Source organism: Nocardia jinanensis (assembly GCF_014645735.1).
Classification (GTDB): domain Bacteria; phylum Actinomycetota; class Actinomycetes; order Mycobacteriales; family Mycobacteriaceae; genus Nocardia; species Nocardia jinanensis.
Genome location: NZ_BMMH01000002.1, coordinates 56,320 through 72,421 on the forward strand (window position 1 = coordinate 56,320; position 16,102 = coordinate 72,421).

Consider the following 16,102-nt stretch of genomic DNA (forward strand, 5'->3'; position numbering starts at 1 on the left):
CGCTGCCGGTGAACCACCCGATCAACGGACTGGTATCGCGCGCACGGTGACCGCATCGGTCCCGATTCGGACGATTTCCACGGCGATCGTCCCTGACCGGCCTACTTTCTCAGCCGCGCCCCCGGCGGGCGGGCAGTACGAGCTGCGCACCGGTTCCGGGATGGTCGAGAACCTCGACCGGGTATTGGTAGACGCGGCTGAGCAGCTCGCCGGTGAGGATCTCGCGCGGCGGTCCGGTGGCCGCGACCCGTCCGGCGTCGAGGACGGCGACACGGTCGGCATAGGCGGCCGCCGATGCCAGATCGTGCAGGACCACCACCACGGCGGCACCGGCGGCGGCACGGTCGGCGGCGAGTGTGAGCACGGCTTCCTGATGGCCCAGGTCCAGGGCGGCGGTCGGTTCGTCCAGCAGCAGGGTCGCGGTGTCCTGGGCCAGTACCCGGGCCAGTGCCACCCGGGCTCGTTCGCCCCCGGACAGGCTCGGGAAGGCGCGCTCGGCGAGGTGGGTGCTGTCGGTGGCGGCCATGGCCGCCGCGATGACCTCGTGGTCGCTCTCGGCACGTGAGGTGCGCTGCCAGGGCGCACGGCCCATGGCGATCACCTCGGCGGCGGTGAACGGGAACCCGACGATGTGGGATTGGGGCAGCACGGCGCGGCGGCGGGCCATATCGATCGGTGTCCACCGGTCGAGGGCACGGCCGTCGAGTTCGACACTCCCGTGCCCGGGTTCCAGTTCACCCGCCAGCACCGCGAGCAGCGTCGATTTCCCGGCCCCGTTCGGGCCGACCAATGCCACGACCTCACCGGCCGCGACCTCGAAATCGACCCCGTCGAGTACTCGCCGGGTGCCGCCACCGCCCCCGTGCCGGTCCAGCGTGACCCCTCGGGCACGCAATGTGACGCGGCCCGTTTCCGGTGTGCCGGGCAGCTCATGGGTGCGGCGCAGCAGCCCGGTGAGACCGTGGCGCACCGTGGCCGGGGCGGTCGTCATGCCCAGCCTCCCGCTCGCGCCCGGGTGCGGCGCAACAGCCAGAAGAAGAACGGGGCGCCGATGAGCGAGGTGAGCATGCCCAGCGGCAGGTCGGCGTTGTCGACCAGGGAGCGGGCGGCCACATCGGCGGCGAGTAGCACCACGGCGCCGAGGACCGCGCTGACCGGGACGAGAGCCCGATGCCCGGGCCCGACGAGCATCCGCACCACGTGCGGGACGATCAGGCCGACGAACAGGATGATCCCGGTGAACGCCACTCCCGCGGTGGTGAGTACCGCGACGATCACGATCACCGTACGCCGCAGCTGTTCCACATCGACGCCGAGATGGCGGGCTGCGGATTCCCCGAGCGCGAGCAGGTCCAGCCGGGACGCGACGGCTATCGCGGCGGCGATTCCGGCGGCCGTGAGTACCGCGACGACCGTCACCGCGTCCCAGGTGGCGCCGTTGAGGCTGCCGAGCTGCCAGAACACGATCTGGTCGCGGGCGGCGGGTGAGGCGACGAACAGCAGGAACGCGATGAGACCGCCCGCGAACGCGTTGATCGCGACACCGGTGAGTACCAGGGTGACCACCTCGGTGCGGCCGTTGGCCCGCGACAGCATGTACACCAGCGCGGTGGTGACCAGTCCCGCGGCGAACGCGGCGGCCGCGACCGACCAGGCGGCGACGAAGGCGCCGCCGAATACGATCACCGCTCCCGCACCCACCGCGGCACCCGCGGACACACCGATCACCCCCGGTTCGGCGAGCGGGTTGGCGAACACGCCCTGTAACAGCGCGCCGGCGGTGGCGAGGGCGGCCCCCACCAGGATCGCCAGCACCACCCGCGGGAAGCGGACTTCCCAGAGCGTGACCTCCCCGGCGGGGTGCGCGGGCAGCGGCCCCCAGTCCAGCCCGATGCGGTGAGCGACGCTCCCGGCGACCTCGGCGGGAGTGGTGGGCACCTGCCCGATGGCGGCGGAGGCCAGTGCCAGCGCCACCAGTGCCACCGCGGCGACGTTGAAGACGAGGACGGCGCGGCGTCGCTTATGAGTGGTGACCGGGGGTGCTTGTGGTTTCTCCAGCTCTACGGTCATGCCGGGTCCGTACGCATGAGGGAGAGCCCTCCGTGGTTACGCTGCGCTGCCGCCTCCGGGCCCGACTCCCTCATGCGCCGGTTCGGCCGTAGACGGCGTCGGACAGGGCGGAGATGACGCGGCCGGTGTTGGGGCCGAACGACAGCAGTACCGCGTCGGACATGTCGACGATGCGTTTGTTGCGTCCGGCGGGGGTCTGCGCGATCCCGGGGATCTGCGCGATTCCGTCGACCCCGCCGATCGATTTCATCCCATCGGTCATGACCAGCAGGACGTCCGGGGACGCCGCGATCATGGCTTCGCTGGTGATGGCGGTGAACGGTTCGGTGAGCCCGGCCTGCTGTCCGGCGTCCTCGGCGTGGAGCGCGGCGATGAGCGCGTCGGCGCCGGAGCCCGGTCCGGCGAGCATGGTGATGGCGCTGGATCGCAGATACAGGAACGCGATCCGCAGCCGCGGGTCCGGGGTGGGTACGGCGGCGGAGGCGGCCGTGATCTCATCGCTGGTGCGCCGTCCGAGTTCCTGACCGCGCTGGGGTACGCCCAGGGCGGCGGCGACCGCTTCGATCTGCGGGACCACACCTTCCATGGTGCGCTGCGGGTCGAAGTACACGACAGTGATCCCGGTGGCGCGCAACTGTTCCCGGACCGCGGGGGAGGCGCTGGTGGTGTCGGTGAGGAACACGCTGGGCCGTAGCGCCAGAATCGATTCGACGTTGAGTGCGCCGTTGCCGCCGGTGACGTTCGGCAGATGCGAGACCGCGGGGAACGCCGCGGCGGTGCTGCGGCCCACCAGGTTCTCGCCCAGCCCCAGCGCCCATACGATCTGGGCGAGGGTGCCGTACCGGTCGGCGGCGACGATGCGGCCGACGTCGGTGACGGTGACATCGGTGCCGTCGAAAGAGCGGACGGTAGCCGGTAGTACCGGAGTAGGTGCGGGGGTGATGGGTACCGGGTCCAGGTCGTCGAGGACCGCGGTCGCCGGGCCCTGCTGCCCGGCGGCACCGGCGGGTTCGGGGCTGTCACAGGCAGCGGTGAGTACGAGCAGGCCCGCCGCGAGTCCTGCCAGCAGTGCGCGCGCCCGTCCGGATCGGACCCGGTGATACCTCATGACGGCAAGGCTAATCCGTACGGGTGTGTGTGGTGATCGCCCGCCCCGGTCTATGGGCTGGAGCTCACATCGTCGAGGGCGGCGGCGATCGCGCGCGGCAGTTCCAACGTCTCGGCGGCCAGCACCCCGGTGAGCTGTCCCATATCGCGGGCGCCCACCAGCATGCTCGCGACTCCGGGCCGGTCCCGCACCCACGCCAGCGCGACGGCCAGCGGTGAGGTGGCGAGGCCGTCGGCGGCGGTGACGAGGGCGTCGACCACGGCGGTGGCGCGGTCGTCGTCGAGGCGGCCGCGGATTTCGGCGGCGGTGGCCTCGTCGGCGGCGCGGGAATCGGCCGGGACGCCGTCGCGATATTTGCCGGTGAGGATGCCGCCCGCCAGCGGCGCGGTGGCCACCAGCCCGGCCCCGTGATGGGCGGCGGCGGGCGCGGTATCGTCTTCCGCGCCCCGGGTGAGCAGCGAATACGAGGTCTGTACAGCGGTGATCGGACTGACCGCGGCGAGGCTGGCCAGCTGCCATGCGGTGAATCCGCGGACCCCCGCGTAACGGGTGCGCCCGGAGGTGACCGCGTACTGGAGGGTAGCGGCGATCTCGTCGAGTGGGGTGCCGGGATCCCAGGCGGTGATCTGCCACAGGTCGAGATGGTCGGTACCCAGTTCGAGCAGGGTGCGGTCGAGTTGCCGCAGCAGGGTGCGGCGTGAGCAGTCGACGCTGATCCGGGTCTGCCCGTGCGGCGGCGAATCGCTGCCGACGGGAACCGAGGGCAGATGCGGTACCGTGCCGGCGCCGGCACACAGCACGAGTTCGTCGCGGGACACCAGATCGCCGAGGAGGTCGGCGAGGATTCGCTGCGCGGCGCCGCCGGTGTAGGCGGGGGAGGTGTCGACGAGGGTGCCGCCGGCTTCGGCGAACGCGATCAGTTGCGCGGCGGCGGTATCGGGATCGGTGTGGCTGCCCCACGTATGGGTGGCCAGTCCGATCCGTGAAACCCGCAGCCCGCTGCGGCCGACGGTGCGCTGTTCCATCACCGAGTCTCCGTGCCCGGCACGGTTCGACGTTTCCTCACGGCGCCCAGCCTAGAGCGTGTCGGCGTGGGGGTGGTCCGGGGCGAACCGTCCGCGCGGCGTGTCCCCCGCACCAGCGGCCGCCGCGCGGGGCCGGGGGCGGGCACTGTAGGGTCGCTGCCGGTCGTGGCCGAGCCCGTATGCGGCCGGGGTGCCGTAAGACCGAAGGCGGAGCGGGTTTTCGGCGTTGTACAGGAGGATGTGTGGTTGGCGAGTCGATGACCTGGGTGCAGGCGTTGGTACTCGGATTGGTGCAGGGTCTGACGGAGTTCCTGCCGGTTTCGTCGTCGGGGCATCTGCGGATCGTGTCCTCGGTGTTTTTCGGCGACGATGCGGGCGCCTCGTTCACCGCGGTCACCCAGCTCGGAACCGAGGCCGCTGTCCTGCTGTTCTTCGCCAAGGACATCTGGCGCATCGTGTGTGTGTGGTGCGCCACGGTGTTCGCGAAGCTGACCGCGCGTTCCCGGAAGAATGTGCCGGTCAGCGAAATGGTCACCACCAAACTTCCGGTCGTCACCGGATCGGGTCCCGCCGGGTACGACCCGGGCGCGGAGGCGCAGCGCGAACTCGATTACCGCATGGGCTGGTATGTGATCATCGCCACTATTCCTATCGGTGTGCTGGGGCTGGTCTTCAAGGATCAGATCCGTACCGGTGCCCGGAATCTGTGGCTGGTGGCGATCATGCTGATCGTGTTCGCGCTGGTGATCGCGGCCGCCGAGCATTTCGGCCCGAAACAGCGGCCGCTGGAACAGCTCACCACCCGTGACGGCCTGGTGATGGGTTTCGCGCAGTGCCTGGCACTGATCCCCGGGGTTTCCCGCTCGGGCGCCACCTCCAGCGCGGGCCTGTTCCTCGGTTTGAAACGTGAGGCGGCGGTTCGGTTCTCGTTCCTGCTGGCGATCCCGGCGGTCACCGCGTCCGGACTTTTCAGTCTCCCGGACGCTTTCGAACCCGCGGGCGAGGGCCTGAACGCGTCGGGCGCGCAGTTGCTGGTGGCGACTCTGGTCTCGTTCGTCGTGGGTTACGCGTCGGTGGCATGGCTGTTGCGGTTCGTGGAGAAGCATTCGTTCTACTGGTTCGTCGTCTACCGGATCGTGCTGGGGTTGGTGATCATCGGTCTGCTCGCGGGCGGAGTCGTGTCGGCCACATGATCGGTACTGGTGCGGCCGCCGGTCGCGGGTCCGCCGCCGGTGCGGGCACGCCTGCGCGTACCTCCGCATTCGCTGCGGCCGTGCGCCCTCTGCGTACCTCGGCATTCGCTGCGGCCGTGCGCTCTCTGCGTACCTCGGCATTCGCTGCGGCCGTGCGTGGACTCGCGGATGGGCTGCGCCCGACTGCGCCCATTAGGCTGGCCGCATGACGGTGATCCTCCTGCGACACGGTGTGTCGACATCCAATACCGGCGGTACTCTCGCCGGCCGTAGTCCCGGTGTGGAACTCACCGACCGCGGTGGTGAACAGGCTCGGGCCGTCGCCGACCGGCTCACCGGGTTGCCGATTTCGCGCATCGTGACTTCGCCGCTGCTGCGTTGCCAGCGCACCGTGTCCCCGCTGGCTGCCGAATTGGGCTTGGAACCGGTGGTCGACGATCGCCTCGCCGAGGTCGACTACGGCGAGTGGACCGGCCGCAAGATCGGCGACCTGCTGCAGGAACCGCTGTGGCAGGTGGTGCAGCGGCATGCCTCGGCCGCGGTGTTCCCCGGTGGTGAGGGCCTGGCGCAGGTGCAGGCTCGGGCGGTGTCGGCGATCCGGGAACACGACCGGGCCCTGACCGAATTGCACGACGGAGACCAGCTGTGGGTGGCCTGCACCCACGGTGATGTGATCAAGTCGGTGCTCGCCGATGCGCTCGGTATCCACCTCGACGGATTCCAGCGGATCATGGTCGAGCCCGCATCGCTGAGCGTCATCCGCTACACCCGGACCGCGCCGTTCGTCACCCGGATGAACGACACCGGCGCGGACCTGTCCGGTCTGGCGCCTGCCCCGAAGGCCGAATCCGGGACTTCGGGGCCGGTGCCCGGTGGGGAGATCGGTGCGGGAAGGAAAGACGGATAATGGGTATGCCCGATACCAGCGGACGCGGCTCGGATCGGCGGCATCGGGTGAATCGGCGTCCGCGCCGGGATACGGCGCAGCGGAGCACCGCAGCCGAACAGGGTCACGTATCAGGAGGTGCATGTGTCACGCGCAATCCATGTTTTCCGCACCCCCGAACGTTTCGTCGCCGGAACTGTCGGTGAGCCGGGCGATCGCGCGTTCTACCTGCAGGCGGTGGAGGAACCCCGGGTGGTGAGTGTGCTGCTGGAGAAGCAGCAGGTCAAAGTTCTCGCCGACCGGATGGGGCTGCTGCTCGACGAGGTAGCGCGGCGTTTCGGTGCCGAGGTACCGCCGCAGGCCGATGAGGTCAACGACAACGCGCCGCTGGTGACACCGGTCGATGCGGAGTTCCGGGTCGGCACCATGGGACTGGGCTGGGACGCCGACGCGGGCGCGGTGGTGGTGGAACTGCTGGCGATCACCGAAACCGAGGTCGACGAATCGGTGGTCCTCGACGATACCGAAGAGGGCCCCGACGCGGTGCGGGTGTTCCTCACCCCCGATCAGGCGCGCGAATTCGCGCTGCGGTCCACCCGGGTGATCGCGGCCGGGCGGCCGCCGTGCCCGCTGTGCGGGGAACCGCTGTCGGCGCGCGGGCACATGTGTGTACGTACGAACGGGTACAAGCGCGGTGAACTGTTCGGCGCGAGCGATCTGGAGGAATGACCGTGCCCGGCACCGTGGACGCGCTACGCGCGGGTGAGCTGACGGTGCTGGGCCGGGTGGGGGTCGCCAGCAATGTGACGCTGGTCTGCGATCTGGCCACCGGCGACGGTGACCTGCGGGTGGTGTACAAACCGATCCGTGGTGAGCAGGCGCTGTGGGATTTCCCGGACGGGACGCTGGCCGGGCGTGAGGTGGCCTCGTATCTGATCGGCGGCGCGCTCGGGTGGACGGTGATACCGGAAACGGTGTTGCGGGACGGGCCCTACGGTCCGGGGATGGTGCAGCGCTGGATCACCACCCGGGAGCCCCGGGATCCGGGTAGCAGCCGGTTGGATCTGGTCGATCTGTGCCCGCCCGAGATGGTGCCGGACGGTTTCCGGGAGGTGCTGCGCGCCTACGACGGCTCCGGGGTCGAGGTGGCGCTGGTGCATGCCGACGATCCGCGGTTGCTGCGGATGGCGGTGCTGGATGTGCTGTTGAACAATGCCGATCGCAAGGGCGGGCACGCCCTGGAATCGGTCGACGGGGATGTGTACGGCGTCGATCACGGGATCTGCCTGCACCAGGAGAACAAACTGCGCACGGTGTTGTGGGGTTGGGCCGGGGAACCGATTCCGGCGGATCTGCTCGCCGATATCGCCGAGTTCACCGAAACCCTGCCCGGTGAACTCGCCGACCGACTGTCCGAACATCTGACCGACCCCGAGATCGACGCTCTGCTGCGGCGCGCGAAACGTCTGCTCGACGAACCGGTGCTGCCGTTCCCCGAGACGTCGCGCCCCATTCCGTGGCCGGCGTTCTGACCCCGTGACCGGGGCCGTCGCATGATTCGCTCTGTCTGACGGCAACGGTTGTCTTCTCCCGGCTGCCGCGTCGGCGCAGGTCTGCGCGTCATAGATGATCGTGGTGGCGAAACGCGCGGCGGGGTGGGCGGGGCGCGGTGTGTCGCGACCTCTACTCTCGAAGGCATGCAGTCCTGGTCCGATACCCCGATTCCCGCGGTCCCCGGAGCAGGGCCACCGTTGCGGTTGCACGATACTGCCGACGCCTGTATTCGGCCGGTGACCCCCGGCAGAACAGCCACCATGTACGTATGCGGGATCACCCCGTACGACGCCACCCACCTCGGTCACGCCGCCACCTACCTGACCTTCGATCTGGTCAACCGGGTGCTGCGCGACGGCGGGCACGAGGTGCACTACGTGCAGAACGTCACCGATGTCGACGATCCGCTGTTCGAGCGGGCGAAGCGGGACGGGGTGGACTGGCGGGATCTGGGCACCGGCGAGATCGAATTGTTCCGCGAGGATATGGCGGCGCTGCGGGTACTGCCGCCGCGGGAGTACGTGGGCGCGATCGAATCGGTGGACGAGGTCGTCGAGCTGGTCGGGAAACTGCTGGCCGCCGGTGCCGCGTACACCGTCGAGGACGAGCAGTACCCCGATATCTACTTCCGTACCGACGCCAACGAGCAGTTCGGGTACGAATCCGGCTACGACCGGGCCACCATGGAACGGCTGTTCGCCGAACGCGGCGGCGACCCGGACCGCCCCGGCAAACGCGATCCGCTGGACGCCCTGCTGTGGCGGGCCGAACGCGCGGGAGAACCGTCGTGGCCGTCGCCGTTCGGTCCGGGGCGTCCCGGCTGGCATATCGAATGTTCCGCGATCGCGGCGAACCGGCTCGGCACCGAATTCGATATCCAGGGTGGTGGCAGCGATCTGATCTACCCGCATCACGAATACTCCGCAGCGCACGGTGAGGCGCTGGCCGCGGGTCGGCGCTTCGCCCGCCACTATGTGCACACCGGGATGATCGGGCTGGACGGGGAGAAGATGTCCAAGTCCAAGGGCAATCTGGTGCTGGTATCGAAACTGCGTGCTCAGGGCGTGGATCCGTCGGTGATCCGGCTGGGCCTGTTCGCCGGCCACTATCGCGCGGACCGGATGTGGACCGATAGTGCGCTCACCGACGCCGAAGCGCGGCTGCAACGCCTGCGGCAGGCCGCGGCGGCACCCACCGCGCCGCCGGCTGCCGAGACCGTCGCGCGGCTGCGTACTCATCTCGCCGACGACCTGGACACCCCGGCCGCCCTCGCGGCCCTGGACGCCTGGGCGCGTGACACTCTCGCCTACGGCGGCGCCGATCCCGGTGCGGGCGCCGATATCGCGGCCGCTGTGGACGCGCTGCTGGGCGTACGCCTGCACTGACCGGCCCCGCCGAGTGCTCGGCTTCCGGTGCAAGGGCCTCTCATTCGACGACGGCACCGCCGCGCTGGTGGTGACCTTTCACCACCAGCGGCCCGGACGTGGTGTCATGGGGTACTGTTCGATCCTCGAAATCCCCACCCGTTCACCGAAGAGATCGGCGCCGTATGTCTCGTATCGTCAGTAAGGACAACTACTTCGACACCGGCCTGGAGGTACTGTCCGAGCTCGGTTTCCGGCATCTCAACATCGGCGTGCTGTGCCGGCGGCTCGGGGTGACCAGCGGTTCGTTCTATCACCACTTCGGGAGCTGGCAGTCGTATGTGGATGCGCTGCTGGACCATTGGGAGAACCGGCAGGTGCTGATCCTGCGCACCCTCAACTTCGATCCGGCCACACCCGACGACGCGATCCGGGCGTTGTCGGATCTGACACTGGGCCTGCATCATCGGGCAGAGGCGGCGATCCGGGCGTGGGCGGCCAACGACGAATCGGTGGGGGTGGCGCTGAAGCGGGTCGACGAATCCCGGCGCCGCACGGTGCGTAAGACCATCACGAGTGTGGTGGGCGACGAGCGTATCGCCGCGGTGGACACCGAACTCGGTATGGCGCTGCTCATCGGATACCAGCAGATGGTGGCCGCCGGTCAGCAGGTGTGCCTGGACGAACTCCTCGGCGAGTACGCGCGGCTGGTCTATTCCCATGTCCACCGTCCGGCCGTGAGCGGTTAGCGGACCGTTTTCCGGCCGCGGGCGTCATTTCAGGACGCGCAGCGCCGCCCGTTCGAGCCGGTCGGCGATATCGGCATACGATTCGTAACCCATACCCGCCCGCACCAGCGCCCCCGCGTACAGCAGTTCCAGTGATTCCACGGTTTCGGGGTCGGCCTCGGGCTCCATGGCCCGGGTGATGCGCTGCCGGATCTCCATACCGATCCGAGTGCGCAGATGCTGAACATCGGGGTCGCGACCGAGCAGTGCGCTGGTCACCGCACCCGACAGCTCCTGTTCGTCGGCTACCAGCAGGGCGATTCCGCGGAGTTCGGCCAGTACGCGCACCGTGGGGTCGGCGTCATCGCTGACCGGGCTCTCCGAGGACCTGATGCGCCGCCAGAAGATCTCCGCGACAAGATGTTCCTTCGAGGAGAAGTACGTGTAGGCGGTCGCGGTGCCCACACCGGCCGCGGTGGCGACCATGCGGATGGTGAGTCCGGCGAAGCCTTCACGGGACAGTACTTCCATCGCGGCTCTGGTGAGTTTGTCCACGGTGTCCGCCTGCTTGCCGCTCAAGCGCCGCCGGGTGGCCTCGAGAATTTTGGAATCGCCTTCGGACATGTGTCTAGATAGTAGTGTCGGTCAGGTGCGGGATCAACTTTCTCCCAGCACACAGCCCGTTGAAGTACTGTCGGTCACCGCCGTGATGCAATACCTCCGCCAACGCTCCGTCCTCCGCGGACCGCATGTACCTGTTCAGAAGGAGGCTCGATGCCCCTGCCAGTCCCCGCCCAGCCGCTGACCGACGAGCAGCTGTTCGACCATGCCCGCCGGGCCACCGGATTCATGCCCGAGGACGAGGGGCGCGCGCTGCACGCCGCGGCCGTGAAGTACTGCGGCGGCGGGGTCATCACCGAGATCGGCACATACTGCGGAAAATCGGCCGTCCTGCTCGGCGCCGCGGCCCGTGCGCAGGACGGCGTGGTCTTCACCGTCGACCACCATCACGGCTCCGAGGAACATCAGCCAGGGTGGGAGTACCACGACACCTCCCTGGTCGACCCGGAGACCGGACTCTTCGACACCTTGCCCCGGTTCCGGCACACCATCGACACCGCGGGCCTCTCGGATACCGTCATCGCGATCGTCGGCACCTCCGCGCGCGTCGCCGCCACCTGGCGCACCCCCATCGATTTCCTGTTCATCGACGGCGGGCATACCGAAGAGGCCGCCGACCGGGACTACCGCGGCTGGGTGAAATGGGTGGTCCCCGGGGGTGGGCTCGCCATCCACGATGTCTTCCCCGACCCCGCCGACGGCGGCCGGGCGCCCTACGGTATCTACCGCCGGGCGATCGACAGCGGCGAATTCCGCGAGGTCTCGGTAACCAGTTCACTGCGCATCCTGGAACGGGTCGCACTCAGCCCCGAACTCTGACGGGCACGCTCGGGAGCAGAGGCAGGACCGCCCGGTGCGGCAGGGTCCCGGCGGCCGTGGCGAACAGGGTGTTCCGCTTCCCGGAGATGACGGTGGGTTGTTTGCGGCGGTGCGGGGCTGTCAGAGCTGTGGCGAGCACTCGGCGCGGGCCCATCGGCCCGCGCCGAGTGCTGGTCAGCCGGACCGATGGTCGGGCGCCCGCTCGGCCGCGTACTTCCTGGCCCAGGTGTAATCCGGTTTACCACTGGGTGAGCGGACGATCGTCTCCGTAACCCACACCGCGCGGGGCACCTTGTACCCGGCCAGGTGGGTACGAACGTGCACGCGCAGATCGTCGAGGTCCAGCGCCTCCCCGGTCAGGCTCACGACCACCGCGACCTGCTGTCCCCAGCGTTCGTGATCCACCCCGATCACCGTGGCGTCGTAGATGGCGGAATGCGATTTCACCACGCCCTCGACCTCTTCGGCGAACACCTTCTCCCCGCCGGTGTTGATCACCATATTGCCGCGGCCGATGAGACTGATGGTGCCGTCGTCCTCCAGCCGGGCCCGGTCGTCGGTGACCACGATCCGCTGCCCGTCCACCACCTTGAACAGCTTCGCGGTGCGCTCGGGGTCCTTGTAGTAGCCGAGCGGGACGGCCCCGGTTTTCGCCAGCCAGCCCTCGGCGCCGGGTCCCACCGGATGCCCGGCATCGTCGACCACTGCCGCGCCACGCCCTATCGATACGCGGGGTTTGCGCGCCGGGTCGTCGTCGCGTTGCGCGAACCCGATCCCACCGAAACCGGTTTCCGAGGATCCGATGGAATCGGAGACGAACAGGTTCGGCAACAGATCCAGCAGCGCGTTCTTGGTCGGCTGGGTGAGCAGGGCGGCACCCGAGGCGATCATGAACAGTCCGGTGGCATCCACCGGGCCGGCGCGATAGGAGTCGATCAACGGGCGGGCCATCGCATCACCGGTCACCACCATGACGCCGGGCCGTTCGGCGGTGACCGTGCGCCATACGTGCGCGGGATCGAACCTGGGCACGAAGATCACGCAGTTGCCGGACCACAGCGCGATGAAGGTCGGCATCATCGCCGCCAGATGCATCAGCGGCGGCAGGATCATCCACGTGGAGGGCTCGCCCGCGGCGCCGGTGCGCGATTGCTGGTATTCGTCGGTGACCGGCTCGTTGGTGTAGAAGTCGATCCCGCCACCGAGGACCCGCCACATGTCCTCCTGCCGCCACAGCACACCTTTGGGCATCCCGGTGGTGCCGCCGGTGTACATGACGAACAGATCGTCAGCGGTGCGCGGCACCTCGGGCCGGGTCGCGGGAGCCGCCGCGGTGACCTCGGCGAGGCAGTCCACACCGGAGTCGGCCGGGGTGCGGTCGTCGGCCGCGCACAGCAGGTACTTCAGCCGCGGCGAACGCTGCGCGGCCGCGCGCACCGCGTCCCCGTAACACGCGTGATAGACGAGGTATTCGAGGTCCGCGTTGTCGTAGAGGTAGGCGAGTTCGTCGGGTCCGTACCGGAAATTGATGTTGATCGGTACAGCGGCCAGTTTGAAGCAGGCGATCAGCGTCTGCATCGTATCGATGCTGTTGTGCATCTGGAACCCGATATGGGTGCCGCGGGTGACCCCCTGAGCCGCGAGGTGGTGGGCGAGCCGGTTGGCGCGCTCCTCCAGCTCGCGGTAGGTGATACGCCGGCCCTCCTCGATCAGCGCGATCCGGTCGGGCATGGCGTCGACCGAGTGTTCGAACAGGTCGGCGAAGTTATTGGCCATATCAGTCCTGCGGTGAGCCGGGCACTGGGTGCCGGGAGGATCAGAGAACGGTGAGAGGCAGCGGGATACCGCGGTCGGTGAACCGGAAGTCGACACCCGTACTGAAGCGCGTGATGGCGACCTCCGGTGCTTCGGCGAACGGCTCGTCGGCGCGCGAGATCTCGGCGGTCCAGCCGCTGGGGCCGTTGTCGACGACCCGGCTCCACAGATGCGGGTCGACCCCGCGGACCAGGGAATCCAACGGGGCGAGATGCTCCGGGCCGATCATCGACAGCCAGTTGCGATCGGTCAGCGCGCCGCTGGCGGCGGGAAACCGGATCCGCACTACACCGATGCCGGGCTCGACTTCGACATCGGTGTAGTGCCGCGGATTCAGCGCCGGATGCACTCGCAGCACTTCGGCGAGCGCTTCCAGGTCGGTGCCCAGCCCGAGGCAGGCGCGGATCCGTTCCGAGGCCACCCCGGCGATTCCGGTGAACTGTTTGCGTCCGATCTCCAGCGCGGAATCGTCGTCGATGCGCTCGTGGACCGCGATCATGAATCCGAGGACGAGCAGATGCTGTTGCAGGCACACCTCCTCGGCGATCCGGACCAGGGCCGAATGCGAGAAATCGGCGAACCGCAGATCGTTGAGCAGTGGACCGCTGTAATCGGCCCGGCCCTCGTCCGCGGGATCGATATCACCCAGCGGTAGCTGCGCGGCGACCGATCCGGCTACCAGCGGCGTGTTGCGGGGTACCTCCGGTGGGGTGTGCGATTCGTCGATAACCACCGTCCACGCGCACATGGGATGGCGGTCGGCCGGTACGCGCGGCGGCCGGTGGATGGGCCGCACCTGCGCGTACTTGTTGGTGGCCAGCGCCGTGGCATCGAAGGTGGGGTCCTCGATATCGTGGCACATGGCCTTCACGTAGTCGGGGCCCATCGGTTCCACATCGACCAGGGCGCCGCAGTGGTCGAGCCGGAACTCGCCGTGGCGGGCGTCCTCGACGCGGAACCGGAAGTCCATGAACTGCGGCGGTGCCCCGATATCGAGTTGCAGTCCCTTGAAGATGGTGACCACGTCGTCGCCGGTGTAGCCCAGGGCCCGCTGCATCCGCCGGGTATAGATCGGGCTGGACAGCTGCCATTCCTCGATGGCGACCTCGGTCATACCTTCGCGGCCGAACGCGGAGATGCAGTGCGCCATCCCGGACCGGTCGATCAGCTGCCCGCACAGCAGCAGTTCGGGTACGAGCGCGGCCAGCTGCTCCCGGCTCAGGTCGTGGAACCGGCTGGTGGGAACGGTCATCGGAGTCACCACAGGGAGGCCGGCGAGGTGCCGATCCGGTACCACCCGGGCAGCCGGCCGGAGGTGGCCTTGGCGATACGCGCGTTCATCCCGTCCGACATCGCCTTATCGGTCATCATCTCCAGGAACAGCGCGGAGACATTGCCGAAGTCGAAGAAATCGCGCTGCCACGACCACTGGTAGTCCCCGCCGTAGCGGAACCAGCTGCCGCCGATCCCGTTCACCGTGTACTTGCTGCCGTCGGCGCGGGGCGTGGTGTCGTAGACCTGCTTCCAGAAACCGATCACATCGCCGCTGCGTTCGTCGATGACGAACTGCTGGTACGGGTACTGCCAGCCCTCCAAGCCCTCCATCTCCTGGCCCAGGGCGAGGTCGCGGATCTCGTCGCGGCCGACGGCCATGAATTCGTCGGTGGGGCCGTAGTTCCAGCCGTAGGTGGCGTCGGCGGTGTACAGCTCGGCCAGCGGTTTCCAGTCGCCCAGCTTCTCGCATCGTTCGTTCTCCGCCACCCAGCGGCGCACCATCTCGTCGAGTTCGGCGCGATCGAAACCTGTCATGGAATTTGTCCCTTTCGAAAAGAACCTGTTCGGGATGGATCAGTCGGACGCTGTGTTCATCGGGCGCGTGTGACGGGCCTGCGTGGTCACGCCGCCTCCGGGCGCGACTCGCTCATGCTGTGTCGTCGACGAGCATCAGGGCCTGGGTGGGGCAGTAGCGGACGGCGTTGTCGACGTCGGCTTTCAGTTCCGGACCCGGACTCGGGTCGAGGATCTCCACCTGTCCGCGTTTGGGTACGGAGAAGACGTCGGGCGCTTCCCCGGCGCAGACGGCGTGTCCCTGGCACAGGTCCAGATCTGCCACGATTCTCATGGTGTGTGCTCCCTCGGCGTGGAGTGTGCGGGGCGGTTTCCCGGGGCGGCCGGGTGCGACGCTGCGGGGGCGGAACCTTCCCGGTCCGAGAACGAGTTCCTCCCCGGTGACAGACCGTCGGCCCCTCGGGAAGACACATAGCTGGACATGTGTCTGGACGCTACCATCGACAGGTGTGCCCGACAACGATTCAGCGATTTTCCCAAAATCGGCGCCGGGCCCGAGGTGATTCGCCGATGTCGCGCGATATGCGCCCCCGGCAATTCTCGGCAGCGCGAACGAGAACATGTTCTTGCGTGGCGGAGAGTGTCCGAATTATATTCCGTACACCTGTCCAGACACTTCCGGCGGACCGATCCGCCGGAGAAGGAGCAGCCATGAGCGACCCCACCCCCGAGTCCACCGTGCGTGAACGCGGGCTGGCCAAGATGGCGGAAGTGTACGGATGGGAATTCAAGGACGGCCCCGGCGATCATTTCGCCGTCACCGCCGACCACCTCTTCGCCGATATCTGGTCCCGCCCCGGCCTCACCCTGCGGGACCGCAGGCTGCTGCTCCTCGGGGCGCTCACCGCCCAGGGCCTGTTCGATGTCGCCGGTATCCAGATCGGCGCGGCCCTGCAGAACGAAGAACTCGACGAAACCCAGCTGCGGGAGATCTCGCTGTTCCTCTGCCACTACGTGGGCTGGCCGGCCGGAACCTCACTCGACCACGTGATCGGCGCCCAGATCGACCAGCACGCCAAAAAGGCGAAGAAAGCCGCCCAGAACGGTCACTGACGACCGCGATTCCCACCC

The 16,102-nt window shown here is 68.5% G+C and carries 17 protein-coding genes; 8 read left to right on the forward strand and 9 right to left on the reverse strand.

The window, feature by feature from the left end; translation table 11 throughout:
• Nucleotides 1–109: 109 nt before the first annotated feature.
• From IEY68_RS04915 to IEY68_RS04930, 4 genes are all read right to left on the reverse strand, one after another.
• A complete protein-coding gene (locus IEY68_RS04915) occupies nucleotides 110–991 on the reverse strand; it encodes a heme ABC transporter ATP-binding protein (protein WP_082681437.1) in 882 nt (293 codons plus the stop codon).
• Nucleotides 988–2,070 carry a FecCD family ABC transporter permease gene (locus IEY68_RS04920; protein WP_058855477.1) on the reverse strand — a complete coding sequence of 361 codons (1,083 nt, stop codon included), beginning with the start codon at nucleotides 2,068–2,070 and terminating at the stop codon, nucleotides 988–990. The genes IEY68_RS04915 and IEY68_RS04920 overlap by 4 nt, the downstream gene beginning before the upstream one ends.
• Nucleotides 2,071–2,140: 70 nt before the next feature.
• Entirely contained in the window at nucleotides 2,141–3,178 is a 1,038-nt protein-coding gene (locus IEY68_RS04925) for a heme/hemin ABC transporter substrate-binding protein (protein WP_058855476.1), read from the reverse strand.
• A gap of 50 nt (nucleotides 3,179–3,228) precedes the next feature.
• The gene (locus IEY68_RS04930) at nucleotides 3,229–4,203 is read right to left on the reverse strand and encodes an aldo/keto reductase (RefSeq protein ID WP_058855475.1); all 975 of its coding nucleotides are present in this window, start codon (nucleotides 4,201–4,203) and stop codon (nucleotides 3,229–3,231) included.
• Nucleotides 4,204–4,460: 257 nt separating this feature from the next.
• Here IEY68_RS04930 and IEY68_RS04935 point away from each other — a divergent pair, with 257 nt between their 5' ends.
• The 6 genes from IEY68_RS04935 to IEY68_RS04960 all read left to right on the forward strand — a co-directional run bounded on the left by IEY68_RS04935 (nucleotide 4,461) and on the right by IEY68_RS04960 (nucleotide 9,949).
• On the forward strand, nucleotides 4,461–5,396 hold the full coding sequence (locus IEY68_RS04935; RefSeq protein ID WP_058855474.1) for an undecaprenyl-diphosphate phosphatase: 936 nt from the start codon (nucleotides 4,461–4,463) through the stop codon (nucleotides 5,394–5,396).
• A gap of 205 nt (nucleotides 5,397–5,601) precedes the next feature.
• Complete coding sequence (locus tag IEY68_RS04940) at nucleotides 5,602–6,303, forward strand: histidine phosphatase family protein (protein WP_058855473.1); 702 nt, start codon at nucleotides 5,602–5,604, stop codon at nucleotides 6,301–6,303.
• A 123-nt stretch (nucleotides 6,304–6,426) separates the two neighbouring features.
• Entirely contained in the window at nucleotides 6,427–7,011 is a 585-nt protein-coding gene (locus IEY68_RS04945) for a DUF3090 domain-containing protein (RefSeq protein WP_058855524.1), read from the forward strand.
• Nucleotides 7,008–7,814, forward strand: coding sequence for an SCO1664 family protein (locus IEY68_RS04950; protein ID WP_058855472.1), 807 nt, complete (start codon nucleotides 7,008–7,010; stop codon nucleotides 7,812–7,814). Before IEY68_RS04945 ends, IEY68_RS04950 begins: the two co-directional genes overlap by 4 nt.
• Nucleotides 7,815–7,979: 165 nt before the next feature.
• Nucleotides 7,980–9,221, forward strand: coding sequence for a cysteine--1-D-myo-inosityl 2-amino-2-deoxy-alpha-D-glucopyranoside ligase (gene mshC, locus IEY68_RS04955; protein WP_058855471.1), 1,242 nt, complete (start codon nucleotides 7,980–7,982; stop codon nucleotides 9,219–9,221).
• Between the two features lie 164 nt (nucleotides 9,222–9,385).
• A complete protein-coding gene (locus IEY68_RS04960) occupies nucleotides 9,386–9,949 on the forward strand; it encodes a TetR/AcrR family transcriptional regulator (RefSeq protein ID WP_058855470.1) in 564 nt (187 codons plus the stop codon).
• 24 nt (nucleotides 9,950–9,973) lie between these two features.
• On the opposite strand, the gene IEY68_RS04965 is transcribed toward IEY68_RS04960, so the two are convergent.
• On the reverse strand, nucleotides 9,974–10,552 hold the full coding sequence (locus tag IEY68_RS04965) for a TetR/AcrR family transcriptional regulator (protein WP_058855469.1): 579 nt from the start codon (nucleotides 10,550–10,552) through the stop codon (nucleotides 9,974–9,976).
• Nucleotides 10,553–10,702: 150 nt separating this feature from the next.
• On the opposite strand from IEY68_RS04965, the gene IEY68_RS04970 reads away from it, so the two are divergent.
• Nucleotides 10,703–11,368, forward strand: coding sequence for a class I SAM-dependent methyltransferase (locus IEY68_RS04970; protein ID WP_156426249.1), 666 nt, complete (start codon nucleotides 10,703–10,705; stop codon nucleotides 11,366–11,368).
• A gap of 174 nt (nucleotides 11,369–11,542) precedes the next feature.
• On the opposite strand, the gene IEY68_RS04975 is transcribed toward IEY68_RS04970, so the two are convergent.
• The 4 genes from IEY68_RS04975 to IEY68_RS04990 all read right to left on the reverse strand — a co-directional run bounded on the left by IEY68_RS04975 (nucleotide 11,543) and on the right by IEY68_RS04990 (nucleotide 15,305).
• Complete coding sequence (locus IEY68_RS04975; protein ID WP_058855468.1) at nucleotides 11,543–13,144, reverse strand: acyl-CoA synthetase; 1,602 nt, start codon at nucleotides 13,142–13,144, stop codon at nucleotides 11,543–11,545.
• Between the two features lie 40 nt (nucleotides 13,145–13,184).
• Nucleotides 13,185–14,435: a hypothetical protein gene (locus IEY68_RS04980; protein WP_156426248.1), complete on the reverse strand. Its 1,251-nt coding sequence runs from the start codon at nucleotides 14,433–14,435 to the stop codon at nucleotides 13,185–13,187.
• A 5-nt stretch (nucleotides 14,436–14,440) separates the two neighbouring features.
• The gene (locus IEY68_RS04985) at nucleotides 14,441–14,992 is read right to left on the reverse strand and encodes a nuclear transport factor 2-like protein (RefSeq protein WP_058855467.1); all 552 of its coding nucleotides are present in this window, start codon (nucleotides 14,990–14,992) and stop codon (nucleotides 14,441–14,443) included.
• 112 nt (nucleotides 14,993–15,104) lie between these two features.
• Nucleotides 15,105–15,305, reverse strand: a complete 201-nt coding sequence (locus IEY68_RS04990) for a ferredoxin (RefSeq protein ID WP_058855466.1) — start codon at nucleotides 15,303–15,305, stop codon at nucleotides 15,105–15,107.
• A 377-nt stretch (nucleotides 15,306–15,682) separates the two neighbouring features.
• On the opposite strand from IEY68_RS04990, the gene IEY68_RS04995 reads away from it, so the two are divergent.
• Nucleotides 15,683–16,084 (forward strand): carboxymuconolactone decarboxylase family protein, encoded by a 402-nt coding sequence (locus tag IEY68_RS04995; RefSeq protein WP_058855465.1) that lies wholly within the window; start codon nucleotides 15,683–15,685, stop codon nucleotides 16,082–16,084.
• Nucleotides 16,085–16,102: the final 18 nt, after the last annotated feature.

Coding starts and splice junctions, on each gene's coding strand:
- IEY68_RS04915 (WP_082681437.1), bottom strand. CDS start 991: ATGACGACCGCCCCGGCCACGGTGCGCCACGGTCTCACCGGGCTGCTG.
- IEY68_RS04920 (WP_058855477.1), bottom strand. CDS start 2,070: ATGACCGTAGAGCTGGAGAAACCACAAGCACCCCCGGTCACCACTCAT.
- IEY68_RS04925 (WP_058855476.1), bottom strand. CDS start 3,178: ATGAGGTATCACCGGGTCCGATCCGGACGGGCGCGCGCACTGCTGGCA.
- IEY68_RS04930 (WP_058855475.1), bottom strand. CDS start 4,203: ATGGAACAGCGCACCGTCGGCCGCAGCGGGCTGCGGGTTTCACGGATC.
- IEY68_RS04935 (WP_058855474.1), top strand. CDS start 4,461: ATGACCTGGGTGCAGGCGTTGGTACTCGGATTGGTGCAGGGTCTGACG.
- IEY68_RS04940 (WP_058855473.1), top strand. CDS start 5,602: ATGACGGTGATCCTCCTGCGACACGGTGTGTCGACATCCAATACCGGC.
- IEY68_RS04950 (WP_058855472.1), top strand. CDS start 7,008: ATGACCGTGCCCGGCACCGTGGACGCGCTACGCGCGGGTGAGCTGACG.
- mshC (WP_058855471.1), top strand. CDS start 7,980: ATGCAGTCCTGGTCCGATACCCCGATTCCCGCGGTCCCCGGAGCAGGG.
- IEY68_RS04960 (WP_058855470.1), top strand. CDS start 9,386: ATGTCTCGTATCGTCAGTAAGGACAACTACTTCGACACCGGCCTGGAG.
- IEY68_RS04965 (WP_058855469.1), bottom strand. CDS start 10,552: ATGTCCGAAGGCGATTCCAAAATTCTCGAGGCCACCCGGCGGCGCTTG.
- IEY68_RS04970 (WP_156426249.1), top strand. CDS start 10,703: ATGCCCCTGCCAGTCCCCGCCCAGCCGCTGACCGACGAGCAGCTGTTC.
- IEY68_RS04975 (WP_058855468.1), bottom strand. CDS start 13,144: ATGGCCAATAACTTCGCCGACCTGTTCGAACACTCGGTCGACGCCATG.
- IEY68_RS04980 (WP_156426248.1), bottom strand. CDS start 14,435: ATGACCGTTCCCACCAGCCGGTTCCACGACCTGAGCCGGGAGCAGCTG.
- IEY68_RS04985 (WP_058855467.1), bottom strand. CDS start 14,992: ATGACAGGTTTCGATCGCGCCGAACTCGACGAGATGGTGCGCCGCTGG.
- IEY68_RS04990 (WP_058855466.1), bottom strand. CDS start 15,305: ATGAGAATCGTGGCAGATCTGGACCTGTGCCAGGGACACGCCGTCTGC.
- IEY68_RS04995 (WP_058855465.1), top strand. CDS start 15,683: ATGAGCGACCCCACCCCCGAGTCCACCGTGCGTGAACGCGGGCTGGCC.